The 16,005-nt window shown below is 64.6% G+C and carries 15 protein-coding genes; 8 read left to right on the forward strand and 7 right to left on the reverse strand.

All coding sequences use genetic code 11. The annotated features are described in order from the left end of the window. Positions 1–167: 167 nt before the first annotated feature. Positions 168–386, forward strand: coding sequence for a hypothetical protein (locus GGD66_RS04685; RefSeq protein ID WP_018317928.1), 219 nt, complete (start codon positions 168–170; stop codon positions 384–386). 15 nt (positions 387–401) lie between these two features. Here GGD66_RS04685 and tgt read toward each other — a convergent pair whose 3' ends face one another. Beyond that, positions 402–1,547 (reverse strand): tRNA guanosine(34) transglycosylase Tgt, encoded by a 1,146-nt coding sequence (gene tgt, locus GGD66_RS04690; protein WP_183256979.1) that lies wholly within the window; start codon positions 1,545–1,547, stop codon positions 402–404. 191 nt (positions 1,548–1,738) lie between these two features. Between tgt and GGD66_RS04695 the strand changes: the two genes are divergently transcribed. The 4 genes from GGD66_RS04695 (at position 1,739) to GGD66_RS04710 (ending at position 5,963) form a co-directional block, all read left to right on the forward strand. Continuing rightward, the gene (locus GGD66_RS04695; protein WP_183256980.1) at positions 1,739–2,947 is read left to right on the forward strand and encodes a patatin-like phospholipase family protein; all 1,209 of its coding nucleotides are present in this window, start codon (positions 1,739–1,741) and stop codon (positions 2,945–2,947) included. A gap of 136 nt (positions 2,948–3,083) precedes the next feature. Beyond that, a complete protein-coding gene (locus GGD66_RS04700) occupies positions 3,084–3,830 on the forward strand; it encodes a TetR/AcrR family transcriptional regulator (RefSeq protein ID WP_183257153.1) in 747 nt (248 codons plus the stop codon). A 251-nt stretch (positions 3,831–4,081) separates the two neighbouring features. Beyond that, positions 4,082–4,684 (forward strand): PepSY domain-containing protein, encoded by a 603-nt coding sequence (locus tag GGD66_RS04705; protein WP_183256981.1) that lies wholly within the window; start codon positions 4,082–4,084, stop codon positions 4,682–4,684. Between the two features lie 241 nt (positions 4,685–4,925). Further along, positions 4,926–5,963, forward strand: a complete 1,038-nt coding sequence (locus GGD66_RS04710) for an aspartate-semialdehyde dehydrogenase (protein WP_183256982.1) — start codon at positions 4,926–4,928, stop codon at positions 5,961–5,963. Positions 5,964–6,082: 119 nt separating this feature from the next. Here the strand turns inward: GGD66_RS04710 and queA are convergent, their stop codons facing one another. From queA to coaD, 5 genes are all read right to left on the reverse strand, one after another. Then, the gene (gene queA / locus GGD66_RS04715) at positions 6,083–7,156 is read right to left on the reverse strand and encodes a tRNA preQ1(34) S-adenosylmethionine ribosyltransferase-isomerase QueA (RefSeq protein ID WP_183256983.1); all 1,074 of its coding nucleotides are present in this window, start codon (positions 7,154–7,156) and stop codon (positions 6,083–6,085) included. A 166-nt stretch (positions 7,157–7,322) separates the two neighbouring features. Further along, positions 7,323–7,787, reverse strand: a complete 465-nt coding sequence (locus tag GGD66_RS04720) for a peptidylprolyl isomerase (RefSeq protein ID WP_018317921.1) — start codon at positions 7,785–7,787, stop codon at positions 7,323–7,325. Then, entirely contained in the window at positions 7,784–8,206 is a 423-nt protein-coding gene (locus tag GGD66_RS04725) for a hypothetical protein (protein ID WP_092257920.1), read from the reverse strand. The genes GGD66_RS04720 and GGD66_RS04725 overlap by 4 nt, the downstream gene beginning before the upstream one ends. Positions 8,207–8,215: 9 nt before the next feature. After that, positions 8,216–8,779, reverse strand: a complete 564-nt coding sequence (locus GGD66_RS04730; RefSeq protein WP_092257917.1) for a peptidylprolyl isomerase — start codon at positions 8,777–8,779, stop codon at positions 8,216–8,218. Positions 8,780–8,814: 35 nt separating this feature from the next. Then, positions 8,815–9,312, reverse strand: coding sequence for a pantetheine-phosphate adenylyltransferase (gene coaD / locus GGD66_RS04735; protein WP_018317918.1), 498 nt, complete (start codon positions 9,310–9,312; stop codon positions 8,815–8,817). A 261-nt stretch (positions 9,313–9,573) separates the two neighbouring features. On the opposite strand from coaD, the gene GGD66_RS04740 reads away from it, so the two are divergent. The 3 genes from GGD66_RS04740 to GGD66_RS04750 all read left to right on the forward strand — a co-directional run bounded on the left by GGD66_RS04740 (position 9,574) and on the right by GGD66_RS04750 (position 12,935). Continuing rightward, complete coding sequence (locus GGD66_RS04740; RefSeq protein WP_092257914.1) at positions 9,574–9,831, forward strand: hypothetical protein; 258 nt, start codon at positions 9,574–9,576, stop codon at positions 9,829–9,831. Between the two features lie 174 nt (positions 9,832–10,005). After that, positions 10,006–11,859, forward strand: coding sequence for a potassium transporter Kup (locus GGD66_RS04745; RefSeq protein ID WP_183257154.1), 1,854 nt, complete (start codon positions 10,006–10,008; stop codon positions 11,857–11,859). A gap of 110 nt (positions 11,860–11,969) precedes the next feature. Then, entirely contained in the window at positions 11,970–12,935 is a 966-nt protein-coding gene (locus tag GGD66_RS04750) for a phosphotransferase family protein (protein ID WP_183256984.1), read from the forward strand. Positions 12,936–12,944: 9 nt separating this feature from the next. Here the strand turns inward: GGD66_RS04750 and gyrA are convergent, their stop codons facing one another. After that, positions 12,945–15,683 carry a DNA gyrase subunit A gene (gyrA, locus tag GGD66_RS04755; protein WP_183256985.1) on the reverse strand — a complete coding sequence of 913 codons (2,739 nt, stop codon included), beginning with the start codon at positions 15,681–15,683 and terminating at the stop codon, positions 12,945–12,947. Positions 15,684–16,005: the final 322 nt, after the last annotated feature.

Genomic DNA, 16,005 nt, shown 5'->3' on the forward strand with positions numbered 1-16,005 from the left:
GGATAGCCTGCGACGACACGCAAGCGACAATGCGGCACATGTTAAATACGCTGCATCGCAAAATCGCGTGAGCTTCAATTAGCAGAAAACCAACGCATTTGTGTTGCGACCTCGTCAACTGATTCTGCTTATGTTAGACTTAGGTCTCAAAGCAGGGAGGTCACACGATGTCAGCAGTTGCTGAAGTGATGCCGACCGTAGCGCTAAGGCGTGATCCGCGTTGCAGCGAGTTGCCGACCTGTCCCGTGTGCGCCGACTCCATGGTCGCCGCCGAAGCATCTGCGTATGTGTCGGACCATTTCATCAGCTATCTCTGGACCTGCGACAATTGCGGCTATGGCTTTGTCACCAAGCACGCCGTCAAGCAGCGGATCGTGTGCAACTGAGCTTGGACCGTTGATCTAGCGCGGGGCGATATCGCCCCTCGCCCAGTCCGCGCGCGTACGCTGATAGAACTCATCGAATTTTCCATGTGCGATCGCGTCCCGGATGCCCTGCATCAGGAACTGGTAGTAAGCGATATTGATTTCAGACAGCAGCATCGCCCCCAGCGTCTCGCCCGCCTTGACGAGATGATGCAGATAGGCGCGCGCGCAGTTGCGCGCCGACGGCCATGAGCTCTCCTCATCCAGCGGACGCGGATCGTCGGCGTGGCGGGCATTGCGCAAATTCACCTGGCCGAAGCGGGTGAAGGCGACGCCGTGCCGGCCATTGCGCGTCGGCATCACGCAATCGAACATGTCGATGCCGCGCTTGACGGCTTCGAGGATGTCGTCGGGCGTGCCGACGCCCATCAGATAGCGCGGGCGCTCTTTCGGCAGCAATGGTGCGGTCTCGTCGATCATCGCCAGCATCACCGCCTGCGGCTCGCCGACGGCAAGGCCGCCGATCGCATAGCCGTGGAAACCGGTCGCCACGAGACCCTGCGCGCTCTCGTGGCGAAGCTGCGGGATGTCGCCGCCCTGCACGATGCCGAACAGCATGTAGCCGTCGGGCGCGCTCTCGAAGGCGCGCTTGCTTCGCTCGGCCCAGCGCAGCGACAATTGCATCGCACGCTCGATGTCGGCGCGCTCGGCGGGCAGCCGCACGCACTCGTCCATCTGCATGGCGATATCGGAGCCGAGCAAGCGCTGCACCTCGATCGAACGCTCCGGCGACAGTTCGACCTTGGCACCGTCGATATGCGAGCGGAAGGTGACGGCGTTCTCGGTGACCTTCCGCAGGTCCGACAGCGACATCACCTGGAAGCCGCCGGAATCCGTCAGCATCGGCCCGTTCCAGCCGGTGAACTGCTGCAAGCCGCCAAGGGCTGCGATCCGCTCGGCGCTCGGACGCAGCATCAGGTGATAGGTATTGCCGAGCACGATGTCGGCGCCGGCATCGCGCACCTCGCGCCAGTGCATGCCCTTCATGGCGCCGGCGGTGCCGACCGGCATGAAGGCGGGCGTGCGCACCACGCCATGAGGCGTGGTCAGGCGCCCGGTCCGCGCGGCACCATCAGTGCCGAGCAATTCAAAGTGATTGGGAAGATCATGGTCCGGATTCATGGCCGTGCTTATTGCGTGTCGGAGGAAGCCGATCAACCCGCCCAACCCACACAGTGGCCGGTCAATGCCTCGGACTGGGACATAATCGACGCGAAAAGTCGTACCGCCACCCTTGTTAAACAAAACGATACAGTGTAGTTTTATCCTGGGGGCTGGACGAGATGCCGCGGCGAATTTGCCGGCGGCGGTAAATGCGTGATCGCCAGCCACCGACAATGCCCTTCGCTTCCTGCTCGACTGACGTCGCCGGCCGCTCGCATGACTGGATCAGGCAGACAGGCGGCCGCCTGGCCGGATTTCTGGTCCTGGCGTGCAGCCTGGTGCTCGGCGCCTGCACCTCGCTGCCCCGGACACCTTATACGGCCGCAGAAGCCAGCACATCGCGCGTGCTCGATATCGATGGCCTCAGGCGCTACGCCGACGAGCCCATCACGAAATTCAGCTTCGAGAAGGACACCAGCACCGCGACGAAGTCCTATCTGGCGCTCTCCGGCGGCGGCGCCGATGGCGCCTACGGCGTCGGCGTGCTCAACGGCTGGACCGCGGCCAGAACCCGGCCCACCTTCTCCGTCGTCTCGGGCGTGAGCACCGGCGGCCTGATCGCACCGTTTGCATTTCTGGGCTCGCAATACGACGACACGCTGAAGGAGGTCTATACCAGCGGCATCGCCGAGACCCTGTTGAACGATCCCAGCATCATGCGCGTGCTGTTCGGATCCGGCCTGTTCGGCAACACGAGGCTGCGCGAGCTCGTCGCCCGCTATGTCGGGCCGGAGGTCATGGCGCAAGTCGCGCGCGAGAATGCCAAGGGCCGAAAGCTGTTGGTGGTGACGACCGATCTCGACACCCAGCGCACCGCGATCTGGGACATGGGCAAGATCGCCGCGGTCGGCACGCCCGAGGCGCTCAAACTTTTTCGCGACGTGATGGCGGCCTCCGCCAGCATCCCCCTTGTGTTTCCGCCGATCATGATCGACGCCGAGGGTCAGGGCCGCAAGTTTCAGGAGATGCATGTCGACGGCGGCGTGACCGCGCCGGTGCTGACGCTGCCGGAAGCCCTGCTTTTCCAGGGCAACCGCCTGCCCGGCAACGCGAAGATGGACATCTACATCCTCGTCAACAAGAAGATCGAACGCAATTTCGAGCTGGTCTCCAACGGCACCATCGATGTCGCCTCGCGCAGCCTGTCGGCGATTACCCAGTCGCAGACGCGCTCGATCATCTTCTCGACCTATGATTTCGCCAAGCGCAACCGTCTCGGCTTCCACCTCTCCTACATCGCGCGCGAGTATCCGGCGCCGCCTTCGGAAGGGTTCGACACCGCCTATATGCGGGCGCTCTACCAATACGGATATGACAAGGCCGCTGCCGGTCAGGCCTGGAGCTCGACGGTGCCATGAGCTTCCGGAGACGGAACGAGGCCCTGCCGAAACCGTTGACGATACGGCCAATTCGGCCAGATTCGCGATGACGCCTCCCCTCCTGCGCGATATAGAGCGAATGACGACTGTCAGAAACGCGCAGGAATCATTGGGCATGGGATTGACTGCGACCAGGACGAGACCAGCAGCGCCGCGGCGCGAGGTGCCGAAATCCCGCGGCGGCCGGCCGACGAAGACCGCCGCCATCGAGCGCGACCAGCGGCTGATCGAGGTCGCCACCCGCCTGTTCCTGGACCGCGGCTTCGACGCCACCTCGCTCGACGCGGTCGCGGAAGCGGCCCGGGTCAGCAAGCCCACCGTCTATTCCCGCTACGGCGACAAGCGCGGCCTGTTTGCCGCCGTGCTGAGGCGCGAGATTGCGCGCTGGCTTGCGCCATTGTCGGCCGCCGCCGAGACGCAGCTCTCCAGCGCCTCCGACATCTCGGTCGAGCAGCGCCTGGTCGAGATCGGGCGCGAGATGCTGACATTCACCTGCGGACCCGACGCCGTCGCCTTCAGCCGCATGATGACGTCGCAGGCCATCAACTTCCCCGACGTTGCCAAGCTCGGCAAGGAGGAAGGCTGGATGAAAGCCGTCGCCACCACGGCGCGCTTCTTCGACCGTCTGGTGGCGCAACGCGCGCTCGACGTCGAGGACACCAACATCGCGGCAGAAGTGTTCCTTGACGTCGTCGTCGGTCACACCCACCGCATGGCGACCTTCGGAACGGCCCTCGAGATGAAGGCCGCCGAAAAGCGCATGCGCGCGGCCATCAAGCTGTTCCTGGCCGGCGCGCTGGGGCCTGCCGACCGCGCCCAGGACACCAAGGGCAGCACGCAGCGCCGCCGCCCCTCCCGCTGACAATTCCGTGAGCGCGCGATCTATCCCCACGGGGGTGAGGCCGGCGGCATTGACCAAAATAAAACGATACGGTATGGTTTAGTTATAAGGCGATACGGACCGCTTTTTCACCAGCCCCAAAGAGGTCCGTATCGCTTCGATCGCCGCGGCGGGTACAGCCCGTCACGACGCTCCGCGGCCGACCGATGCCCAAGGTCGGCCGCGTCTTCTTTCGGATGATCAGGCCCGCTCGCCGGCCAGAGGTTTCGAGCATGAAGACAACTGAACGACATATCTCGCGATTGCTTGCGATCGCCTTCTCCGCGCTCCTCATCGCCGCGCCTGCGCGGGCGATCGTGACCGCGGGTACGCTGACCGCCCTTCACAGCGACACAGATGGTGATGCCGAGGCCGACCGCCAAGCCGTCAGCCGCGAGATCGAGCGCTTCCGTAGCTCGTCGATCTCGATCAGCCAGGCCAGGTCGATCGCCGAAGCCCGCCACGCCGGCGCCACCACGGCGGATGTGAGTTTCGACGGGGCCGCCCGCGTGCCGGTGTATCGGGTGAAGACCCTGCACAACGACCGGATCTGGCGCCACACCATCAATGCATCGACCGGCGAGCTCGTCGGCGGCGAAGCCGCCCTCCCCCTCACTGAGCTCGACCACGAGGACCGGGACAACCTCGCAGCGCTCGGTGCGATCAGGCACCGCCTCGCCGATGCCGTCCGCGTCGCCGAACGCGCCGCCTCGGGCAAGGCGATCAGCGGCGGCTTGGTGCGCGAACGCGGCCGGCTCAACTTTTCGATCGTCGTCGTCAGCGGCGACGACCTCAAGGAGGTCACCCTCGAGCCGCCGGGCGCCAGGGCGAAATAGCGGGAGTTCGGCCCCGGCATCGACCGGGGTGAAAAGCCATTGACGGGCGCAAGACTCTCGCCCATAAGTCGCCGCCATGTTCACGACCACCAAACGCACGACCAAAACCACCACGGCCTCAGGGGCCCGGGGAGGCGTGCGCGCGTAGTCGTCGACTAAAACGCATCAGCTCTACGGCAAGCCCCGCCCTCGTTGGTCCGGGGCTTTTTTGTTGCCTAAATCTCAGCTCAACCGAAATGCAATGGAGGACAAAGTGAGTAACGATCCCGTCGTCGCGATTGTCGGCGTCACCGGTGCAGTGGGCGCCGAATTCATCGCCACCATGGACAAGCGCGGCTTTCGCGTCGGCAAGCTCAAGGCGCTGGCCAGTGCCCGCTCGGCCGGCAAGACAGTGTCGTTCCGCGGCCAGCCGGTCGTGATCGAGGAGCTGACCGAGCGCTCCTTCGAAGGGGTCGATATCGCCCTGTTCTCCGCTGGCGGCAGCATCTCCAAGAAGTTTGCGCCGATCGCGGTGAAGTCCGGCGCGGTCGTGGTCGACAACTCCTCCGCCTTCCGCATGGATCCGAACGTGCCGCTGGTGATCCCCGAGATCAACGCGAACCGCATCCGCGACCACAAGGGCATCATCGCCAATCCGAACTGCGCGGCAATCACCGCGCTGGTGCCGCTGTGGCCGATCCATCAGACGAACCGCATCAAGCGCGTCATCATCTCGACCTACCAGGCCGCTTCCGGCGCCGGCGCGGCCGCGATGGAGGAGCTGGTCGAATCCACCCGCGCCAATCTCAACGGGCAGGTCTATACGCCGAAGGTGATGCCGCACCCCTACGCCTTCAACCTCTTCAACCACAACACCGCCGTCGACCCTGACACCGGCTACAACGACGAAGAGACCAAGGTCATCAAGGAGACCCGCAAGATCTTCGAGGACGAGAGGATCGCGATCGGCGTCACCTGCGTGCGCGTGCCGGTGCTGCGCGCGCATTGCGAGGCCATCACCTTCGAATGCGAGAAGGAGATCACCGAGGACAAGGTCCGCGCCATCATGGCCCGGGCGCCCGGCGTGAAGGTGGTCGACGACCGCGTCAAGAACTACTTCCCGATGCCGATCGACGCCTCGGGCCAGGACGACGTCCTGGTCGGCCGCATCCGCAAGGACCTCAGCGATCCCTCCGGGCATTCGATCTCGATGTTCGTGGCAGCCGATCAGCTTCTCAAGGGCGCTGCGCTGAATGCGGTTCAGATCGCGGAGCTGTTGCCGCAGCGGGTGATGGCGTAGTCGATGTCCTAGCAACTGGTATCGTAGGGTGGGCAAAGGCGCGCAAGCGCCGTGCCCACCACTCTTACCCCCAATTCAAGAAAGACGTGGGCACGCTTCGCTTTGCCCACCCTACGGCACTACGGCATTGCCCGAAACAACAAGCACGCATCGCCATACGAATAAAACCGATACCCGCTCGCGATGGCATGCGCATAGGCCTGCTTCATCGTCTCCAGCCCCGAAAACGCCGACACCAGCATGAACAGCGTCGATTTCGGCAAATGGAAATTGGTCATCAGGATATCGACCGCGCGAAAGCGGTAGCCGGGGGTGATGAAGATCGAGGTCTCGGCCGCGAACGGCTGGATGGTGCCGTCTTCGCCCGCGGCGCTCTCGAGCAAGCGCAATGACGTGGTGCCGACGGCTATGATACGGCCGCCGTTCTTTCGTGCCGCGTTGAGCTGCTCTGCCGTCTCGGCGGAGATCGTGCCCCACTCCGCATGCATCTTGTGGCCTTCGGTGTCGTCCACCTTCACCGGCAAAAACGTCCCTGCCCCGACATGCAGCGTGACCTGGTTGATGCCGACGCCGCGCGCGCGCAGCGCCTGCTCCAGCGCCGGGGTGAAGTGCAGGCCCGCGGTGGGCGCTGCGACCGCGCCTTCGTTCACGGCGAACATGGTCTGGTAGTCGGCAAGATCCTGATCGTCGGGCGTGCGCTTGGAGGCGATGTAGGGCGGCAGCGGCGGACTGCCGAGATCGGCGATGGCCTGATCCAGCGCCGGGCCGTGGAACGAGAACGACAACGTGACCTCGCCTTCGAGGCCCTTGACCTCAACCTCGGCATCGAGATGGCCGAGCAGGCAGACCTTGCCTTCATTGCCGAAGCGGATGCGATCGCCGGCGACAAGCTTCTTCGCGGGCTTCACCAGCGCCTGCCAGCGCGAGCCGTCGAGCCGCTTGATCAGCGTCGCCTCGATCCTCGGCTCGGTCTCGCGGCCGATGCGGCGGCCCTTCAATTGCGCCGCGATCACCTTGGTGTCGTTGACGACGAGCTGGTCGCCCGGCTTCAGCCATTGTGCGAGATCGGCGATGGTCTGGTCGCGCAGCGCGCCGTTCTCCACGACCAGCATCTTCGCGGAGTCGCGCGGGCTCGCCGGACGCAACGCAATGCGCTCGGCGGGCAGGTCGAAATCGAACAGGTCGGTGCGCATGTCGGGCTCAGCGCCGTGCAGTCACTCCTCATCCTGAGGAGCGCGGAACGCGCGTCTCGAAGGATGAAGGCCCGGCTGCATCAGCTCGGCCTTCATGATTCGCTCGGCGATGCAAAGCATCGTCCGTAGACGGCGCTTCGCGCCTCCTCACCATGAGGGGAAATGCTTACTCAGCGTCAGCCGCCATCCGCGCCTTGACGATCTTGTCGGGGTTCTGCACCGGCTCGCCGCGCTTGATCTTGTCGACGTTCTCCATGCCCTCGGTGACCTTGCCCCACACCGTGTACTGGTTGTCGAGGAAGCGGGCGTCGTCGAAGCAGATGAAGAACTGGCTGTCGCCGGAATCCGGGTTGGCGGCGCGCGCCATCGAGGTGGTGCCGCGCACATGCGGCTCCTTGTTGAACTCGGCCTTCAGCTTCTTGCCCGAGCCGCCGGTGCCGGTGCCCTGCGGGCAGCCGGTCTGCGCCATGAAGCCGTCGATCACGCGGTGGAACACGATTCCGTCGTAGAAGCCCTCCCGGACCAGCTCCTTGATGCGCGCGACATGGCCGGGCGCGAGGTCGGGCCGCATCTCGATGGTGACCGGGCCCTGGGTGGTCTCGAGGATCAGGGTGTTTTCGGTGGCGCTCATGCTCGTCTCTCTTGCGTTGGGGGTGAAGTCTTGTCAGGCGTTTTGCGGCTGCGGAACTGGATCGCGAATGGACGTCCCGCGGCGGCACCGGCCATTGCCTCGGTAAATGGCATCGGCGTGCAGCGTTGCAACGCCTCCATCACCGCGATCCGGTATTGCAGCCGGTCATTGTCGGAGGCCTCCGCGGATTCATAGGAGATCCTCGGATGGCCCAGAATGTCGCCGGACCGGTTAAAGCTCACGACGACGGTGATGTCGAGTGGCCTGGCCTTGGCGGCCGGCGGCGGTTTCCAGCAGGTGCGCAGGTGCCGGAAGATATCCTGGATGGTATTGACCTGCCTATCCTCGGCGGCCGCACTGGACACGCCGAGCAACAGCACCGCAGCAACCAGCAGGAGCCTGTCGCCACAGCGTGCCATCGCCTTCTCCTATTTGATGTCGGAGGCGACCTGCACCTTCACCATCTTGTCGGGATCGGTCACGGCGCCGCCGGGGGAGCCGGGAGGAGCCTTCTTCAGCTTGTCGACGACGTCCATGCCCTGCACGACCTCGCCGATCACGGTGTACTGGTTATCGAGGCTGCCGCCGTCGGCGAACATGATGAAGAACTGCGAGTTGGCACTGTCGACGCTGTCGCCGCGCCGGGCCATGCCGACGATGCCGCGGGCGAAATGCACCTTGGAAAATTCCTGCTTCAGGTTCGGATATTTCGATCCGCCGGTACCGTTGAAGTTCTGCCCGTCGCCGGTCTGCGCCATGAAGCCGTCCATGACACGATGGAACGGCACGTTGTTGTAATAGCCCTCGCGCGCGAGCTGCTTGATGCGCTCGGCATGCTGGGGCGCGATATCGGTGCGCAGCTTGATGACGATGCGGCCCTTGGTGGTATCGATGACGATGGCGTTGGCCTTGTCGAGATTGGCCGGCAATTGCTGCGCCACCGCCGGTACCGCGAACAGAAGCGCGGCAAGAACTGCGAGAATTCGGATCATGACAACTCCGGATCAGAGAGAAAGGAAGCGCGCCGTTATGCGGCGAATTTTGCCTTGAGCTGGGCCGCAACCTGCGGCGGGACGAAGGCCGAGACGTCCCCGCCCATGCCGGCGATCTGGCGCACCAAAGTGGCGGTGATCGGGCGAACCATGGGAGAGGCCGGCAGGAAGACCGTATGCACCTCCGGCGCCATCGCCTCGTTCATGCCGGCGAGCTGCATCTCGTAGTCGAGATCGCTGCCGTCACGCAGGCCCCGAATCATGATCGTCGCACCGTGCTTGCGCGCCGCCGTGACCGACAAATCATCAAACGTCACAGCTTCGAGCACGCAGCCGGCCTTGGCGGCCAGCGGCCCGCAGACGTCATGGAGCATCTGCAGCCGCTCCTCGGTCGAGAACAGCGGCTTCTTGCCGGGGTGGACCCCGATCGCAACCACGAGCCGGTCGCACAGGGAGACGCTGTGCCGGACCACGTCCAGATGGCCGTTGGTGATGGGGTCGAAGGAACCGGGATAGAAGGCAATGCGCGGCATAGTCCCCTCCTACCGCGCCCGGCCCGGCCCGGCAAGCCGGGCCGGTTCCCCAGCCATTTTCCGGCGAAATATCCCGCCGGCCCTGTCGGCGATGGCCGGTTTGTTTCGTCCTGAGTGCGACCACGAAACAAAGCGGCGCGGATACGAAACCATTTCCCGTGCCGACGAAGACGTCCGGAAACTGGCCATGGTTACTAATCCGGCCAACGAATGACGGGCCGCACACTGGGCGTAGGCGGCCGCATCACAGGGGACTGTCAAATGATCAAGACTCTTTCAGCGATCGCTCTGTCTGCGTGTGTCGCCGCCGCCCTGACCCTCCTGCCCGGCTTTGCCCCGAGCGTCGAGGCCAGCGTGCCGCAGCCGCTGGCCAAGAGCGACCGGCTCGATATCCGCGCCATCGGCAAGGACTGCTCGCAGCAGGCCTGGCCGAATTTCGAGGCCTCCTGCCTGCGCAAGGCCGGCACCAAGGCGAATGTCCGCGAGGCTCGCCTCGTGACCGCCAACCGCACCCCGTAGGCCTGTCAGCTTCACGTCACATAATCCCGATGGAGTTTTGCGACGTCTCGTCGCAGACTGCGTTGCTCGCGCCCGCCGGAATGGCCCGTCGGGCGCGATCCTATCGGGGGGTTGCCATTGTCCAGTACGCCCGCTGTTGTTTCCGGCCACCATCCTGATCCGCTACCGCTTGCCATGACCATGGGCGCCCTCGGGGTGGTCTATGGCGATATCGGTACCAGCCCGCTCTATGCCCTGAAGGAAGCCGCCAAGGCGGCTGCCCATGGCGGCACACTCAGTCACGATGCTGTCCTGGGGATTGCCTCGCTGATCCTCTGGGCCCTGCTGCTGATCATCTCCCTGAAATATGCGCTGTTGATCCTGCGCGCGGACAATCGCGGCGAAGGCGGCATCGTCGCGCTGCTGGCGCTGCTGCATGCCCGCCACGCCCAGCCAGGCACATGGCGCGCCCATCTCCTGGTGGTCGGGCTCGTCGGCGCTGCGCTGCTCTATGGCGACGGCGCGATCACGCCGGCCATCTCGGTGCTCTCAGCCATCGAGGGCCTCAAGGTCGACGCCCCCTCGCTTGCGCCGGCCGTGGTGCCCGTGACCGTCGCCATCCTGATCGGCCTGTTCATGATGCAGAAGCAGGGCACCGGCTTCATCGGCCGCATCTTCGGGCCTGTGATGTTGGCCTGGTTCGTCGTGCTCGCGGCGCTCGGCATCCACGGCATCGTCAAGGCGCCGGCGGTGCTGGTGGCGCTCAGCCCGCTCTATGCCTTCGACTTCCTGATCCACCAGGATTTCCACATCTCGTTCGGAATTCTCGGCGCGGCCTTTCTCGCGGTGACCGGCGGCGAGGCCATGTATGCCGACATGGGACATTTCGGCCGCCTGCCGATCCGCCTCGCCTGGTTCGCCATCTGCCTGCCCGCGCTGGTGCTGAATTATTTCGGCCAGGCTGCTCTCCTGATCACCGATCCCACGATGATCGAAAATCCGTTCTTCCAGCTCTGCCCCGACTCCCTGCACTATCTGCTGGTCGCATTCTCGACGGTCGCGACCGTGATCGCCTCGCAGGCGATTATCTCCGGCGTGTTCTCGCTGACCCAGCAGTCGATCCAGCTCGGCTTCCTGCCGCGCATGCTGATCCGTCACACCACGAGCCACGCGATCGGCCAGATCTACGTGCCGCTGGTGAACTGGCTGCTTGCAGCTGCGACGCTCGGGGCAGTCCTGAGCTTCGGCACGTCGGACGCGCTTGCCGGCGCCTACGGCATCGCGGTGTCGCTGCTGATGGCGATCACGACGCTGCTCGCCGCGCTGGTCGCGATCCAGTGGGGCTATTCGCCCTGGCTCGTTGTGGCCGTGAACGGCGCCTTCTTCGTCATCGACGTGATCTTCTTCTCGGCCAACTCGATCAAGCTGTTCGAGGGCGGCTGGTTTCCGCTGCTGCTCGCCGGCCTCGTCGCCTTCCTGATGCTGACCTGGCGCGCCGGCGTGAAGCTGGTCGAGGCCGCGAGGGGCCGGCTCCGGCAGCCCGAGGAAGATCTGATCGAGACCGCCGTGAACAAGTGCAGCGCAAGGCTGCCCGGCACCGCTGTGTTCCTGGCCTCTGCACCGCGCGGCGTGCCGCTCGCGCTCACCCAGTTCGTCAGGCACAACCGCGTGCTGCACGAACGCGTGCTGCTGGTCACCGTGCTGATCGAGGAGCTTCCGCACATCGCGGACGAGGAACGCGCCGAGGTGATCGAGATCATTCCCGGCATCACCCGCGTGATCCTGCATTACGGCTTCATGCAGAACCCGACGATCTATGAAGGCCTGAATCTCGTCTGCCGCCAGAGCAAGCTGCCCGGCATCGACCTCTCCGACATCACCTATTATGTCGGCCGCGAGACCATCATTCCCAGCGAGGACATTCCGGGCATGTGGGTCTGGCGCGAAGGCGTGTTCGCCTTCCTCCAGCGCAACGCCGAACGCTCGGCCGCGTTCTTCGGCGTGCCGACCAAGCAGGTGGTGGAGTTCGGCACGGAGCTGGAGATTTAGGGCATGGCGCGTAGCCCGGATGGAGCGCAGCGCAATCCGGGACTTTTGAACCTTGCGAGAACCCGGATTTCGCTTCGCTCCATCCAGGATACAAGCCTGACCTTGAAGCCATGACAACCAGTGACGCTCCTTCCTTGAAGCTGAAGCCACGCCTGCCGGTCTCGGCCGATCAGGTGCAAGCGATCATCCGCCGGATATACCCGCAGGCATCGCTGCTCGGCATCACAGAGCTACATGGCGGGGAGATCAGCACCGTGCTCGAGATCGCGCTGGCGCATGCGCGCCCCTGCATCCTCAAGGTCTATCCGGAATCGCTGCAATGGAAGATGGCCAAGGAGGTTTACGTCCTGGGGCTCCTCCGAGACCTCGGCACGTCCATTCCCAAAATCCTGCTTGCCGACGACACGCGAACGGCGATCGAGCTGAACTATCTGCTCATGACCCGGCTCGACGGCACGGTACTCGGCCGACGCGAGGCAACGCTGTCGGAGACCGAGCTGTTTGCGATCTACGCCGAGATGGGCGCGACGCTACGCCGGATCAATGACGTCACCCTCGACAGCTTTGGCTATATCGGCCCCAACGGCGTCTGGACGGCGCATCCGAGCAACCAGGCCTACATGTCGGCGCAGTTCGACCGAAAGCTCAGGGAGTTTCTCACACGCGGCGGCGATCCAGCTTTAGCCGCGCGTCTTCGCGACAGCGTCACGGCACGACAGCAACTGTTCGAGGCAGCAATCACCCCTCGACTGTGCCACTACGATTTCCATGCTGGCAATGTGCTGGTGACGTCGCAGGGCGCACCACGCCTGACGGGCATCGTCGACTTCGAGAACGCGACATCGGGCGATCCGTTGATGGATATCGCGAAGGCGCTGTACTATTTCACGCCGAAGGATGCGCCAAAGCGCGACGGATTGCTCGCCGGCTGTGGTCAGATGGGGCGCCCCGACTGGCAGGAGACGCTCGGTCTCTATCGGCTGTACTGCACGCTGGAGCTCTGGTGCTGGATGGCACAGATCGGCAAGCGAGAGGCGCTTGCCGACCTCACGAGCGAGCTTGCGAACGGCGTGTAGAACGGGGCATCACGCCCCGTTCCCGTTCTCGCCATTCCCGCTCTCGGCCTCTTCCGTGATGTGCTCGACCGAGACGACATGCTCGTCCTCGGCGGTGTCGAACACGATCACGCCTTGCGTCGAGCGGCCGGCGATGCGGATGCCTTCGACCGGGCAGCGGATCAGCTGGCCCTTGTCGGTGACCAGCATGATCTGGTCGGCATCTTCCACCGGGAAGGACGCGACCAGATTGCCGTTGCGGTTGTTGACGCTCATGGCGACGATGCCTTTGCCGCCGCGGCCCGTGGTGCGGTACTCGTAGGACAATGTCCGCTTGCCATAACCGTTGACGGAGACGGTGAGCACGACCTGCTCCTGCGCCGACATCTCGGCGTAACGCTCCTGCGCGAGCTGGAAGCTGCCGGAGGTCTCCTCGGCCTCGGCGTCCACGGCGGCATCTTCGGCCGCAGCTTCGCCGGCGACGGCGCGGCGCATCTTCAGGTAGGCCGAGCGCTCGTCCGAGGTGGTCTCGACGTGGCGCAGGATCGCCAGCGAGATCACCTTGTCGCCTTCGCCGAGCGCGATTCCGCGCACGCCCATCGAGGTGCGCCCGGTGAACACGCGCACATCGGGGACCGGGAAGCGGATACACTGGCCGCCGGCGGCGGTCAGCAGCACGTCGTCGCGCTCGGTGCAGATCTGCACGTCGACGATCGACTCGCCGTCGTCCAGCTTCATGGCGATGATGCCGGAGCGGCGGACGTCGACGAAGTCTGACAGCTTGTTGCGGCGGACATTGCCGCCTGTCGTGGCGAACATCACGTCGAGCTCGCCCCAGGTGGATTCGTCCTCCGGCAGCGGCATGATGGTGGTGATGCGCTCGCCCTGCTCCAGCGGCAGGATGTTGATCAGCGCCTTGCCGCGCGCGTTCGGCGCGGCCATCGGCAGACGCCAGACCTTCTCCTTGTAGACCTGGCCGCGCGAGGAGAAGAACAGGACCGGCGTGTGCGTGGAGGCCACGAACAGGCGGCTGACGAAATCCTCGTCACGGGTCTGCATGCCGGCGCGGCCCTTGCCGCCGCGGCGCTGCGCCCGGTAGGCCGACAGCGGCACACGCTTGACGTAGCCGGCGTGGGACACCGTGACGACCATGTCCTCGCGCTGGATCAGGTCCTCGTCCTCGACCTCGCCTTCCTGCTCGATGATGACGGTGCGCCGCGGGGTGGCGAACTCGGCCTTCACCTCGGCAAGCTCGGTCTTGATGATGCCCAGCACGCGCTCGCGCGAGCGCAGGATGTCGAGATAATCGGCAATCTCGCCGGCAAGCTTGTCGAGCTCGTCGCGGATTTCGTCGCGGCCGAGTGCGGTGAGGCGCTGAAGGCGCAGGTCGAGAATGGCCCTCGCCTGCTCCATCGACAGCCGGATCGTGCCGTCCGCGCTGATGCGGTGACGGGGATCGTCGATCAGGGTCAGCATGTCCTCGACGTCCCGGGCCGGCCAGTCGCGCGACATCAGCGTGTCGCGCGCGGTGGTCGGGTCCGGCGAGGTCCGGATCACGCGGATCATCTCGTCGATATTAGCCACCGCGATTGCCAGACCGACCAGGATATGGGCGCGGTCGCGCGCCTTGGCGAGCAGGTACTTGGTGCGCCGCGTGACGACCCGCTCACGGAAGTCGACGAAGATCGCGAGCAGGTCCTTCAGATGCATGATCCGAGGACGGCCGCTGTCGAGCGCCACCATGTTGACGCCGAAGCTGGTCTGCAGCGGCGTGAAACGGTACAGCTGGTTCAGCACCACATCCGGCACGGCGTCGCGCTTCAATTCGATGACGACGCGGTAGCCTTCGCGATCCGATTCATCGCGCAGGTCGCCGATGCCCTCGATCTTCTTTTCCTTCACCAGCTCGGCGATGCGCTCGACCATCGTCGCCTTGTTCACCTGGTAGGGAATCTCGGTGATGATGAGCGCCTCACGCTCCTTGCGGATGGTCTCGATCGCGACCTTGCCGCGCATGACGATCGAGCCGCGGCCGAGGTGATAGGCGGAGCGGATGCCCTGCCGTCCGAGAATGACGCCGCCGGTCGGGAAATCCGGTCCGGGCACGATGTTGATGAGCTCGTCGATGGTGAGCGCGGGGTTGTCGATCAGCGCGACGCAGGCGTCGATGACCTCGCCTAGATTGTGCGGCGGGATATTGGTCGCCATGCCGACCGCGATGCCGCCGGCGCCGTTGACGAGAAGGTTCGGGAACTTGGCCGGCAAGACCGACGGCTCGGTCTCGTTGTTGTCGTAGTTCGGCTGGAAATCGACAGTGTCCTTGTCGATGTCGGCCAGCAGAGCCAGCGCGGCCTTGGTCAGGCGCGCTTCGGTGTAACGATAGGCAGCCGGGGGATCGCCGTCGACCGAGCCGAAATTGCCCTGGCCGTCGATCAGCGGCACGCGCATCGAGAAGTCCTGCGCCATGCGGACCATGGCGTCATAAATCGACTGGTCGCCGTGCGGGTGATACTTACCGATGACGTCACCGACCACGCGGGCGGATTTGACGTACTTCTTGTCGGGCGTGTGCCCCTGCTCGTTCATCGAGAACAGGATGCGGCGGTGCACCGGCTTCAGACCGTCCCGGGCATCAGGCAGCGCCCGCGCCACGATCACGCTCATGGCGTAGTCGAGATAGGACTTCTTCATCTCCTCGAAGATGGAGACGGGGCGAATATCCGAGGGTTGCCCCGGCTGGTCGCCGGGCTTGTCGTCGTCGTCAGCCAAGGGGAAATCCGGTGAGGTTTTATCTGGGAATCATATAGCGCATCGAGCCCCTGATAACCACCCTTGCAGGCTTCAGGGAAGCGCTTTTTCCGCTTATTTTTCCAATAACTTACGGCCTTAATGGGGGCGTCTCGGGGGGACCCGGAACAGGCCCTCCGAAATCGCCTCTGGGACCTCGTCAATCGCGCGGCCAGCGCGCCCAGTCGAGGTGTTTGCCCCGGCGCAATCCGAGTTCAACCCAAACATGAAGCGGGCCCGGAAATCCCGAGCCCTTTCTGCCGATTAGTAAGGTTTGCTGACACGAAATGGGAAGCGCCGCTCA

The organism is Bradyrhizobium sp. CIR48, from assembly GCF_014198315.1.
Taxonomy (GTDB): Bacteria; Pseudomonadota; Alphaproteobacteria; order Rhizobiales; family Xanthobacteraceae; genus Bradyrhizobium.

Coding starts and splice junctions, on each gene's coding strand:
- GGD66_RS04750 (WP_183256984.1), top strand. CDS start 11,970: ATGACAACCAGTGACGCTCCTTCCTTGAAGCTGAAGCCACGCCTGCCG.
- coaD (WP_018317918.1), bottom strand. CDS start 9,312: ATGCCGCGCATTGCCTTCTATCCCGGTTCCTTCGACCCCATCACCAAC.
- GGD66_RS04710 (WP_183256982.1), top strand. CDS start 4,926: ATGGAGGACAAAGTGAGTAACGATCCCGTCGTCGCGATTGTCGGCGTC.
- GGD66_RS04745 (WP_183257154.1), top strand. CDS start 10,006: ATGACCATGGGCGCCCTCGGGGTGGTCTATGGCGATATCGGTACCAGC.
- GGD66_RS04700 (WP_183257153.1), top strand. CDS start 3,084: ATGGGATTGACTGCGACCAGGACGAGACCAGCAGCGCCGCGGCGCGAG.
- GGD66_RS04720 (WP_018317921.1), bottom strand. CDS start 7,787: ATGAGCGCCACCGAAAACACCCTGATCCTCGAGACCACCCAGGGCCCG.
- GGD66_RS04705 (WP_183256981.1), top strand. CDS start 4,082: ATGAAGACAACTGAACGACATATCTCGCGATTGCTTGCGATCGCCTTC.
- tgt (WP_183256979.1), bottom strand. CDS start 1,547: ATGAATCCGGACCATGATCTTCCCAATCACTTTGAATTGCTCGGCACT.
- GGD66_RS04685 (WP_018317928.1), top strand. CDS start 168: ATGTCAGCAGTTGCTGAAGTGATGCCGACCGTAGCGCTAAGGCGTGAT.
- queA (WP_183256983.1), bottom strand. CDS start 7,156: ATGCGCACCGACCTGTTCGATTTCGACCTGCCCGCCGAGCGCATTGCG.
- GGD66_RS04695 (WP_183256980.1), top strand. CDS start 1,739: ATGCGTGATCGCCAGCCACCGACAATGCCCTTCGCTTCCTGCTCGACT.
- GGD66_RS04730 (WP_092257917.1), bottom strand. CDS start 8,779: ATGATCCGAATTCTCGCAGTTCTTGCCGCGCTTCTGTTCGCGGTACCG.
- GGD66_RS04725 (WP_092257920.1), bottom strand. CDS start 8,206: ATGGCACGCTGTGGCGACAGGCTCCTGCTGGTTGCTGCGGTGCTGTTG.
- GGD66_RS04740 (WP_092257914.1), top strand. CDS start 9,574: ATGATCAAGACTCTTTCAGCGATCGCTCTGTCTGCGTGTGTCGCCGCC.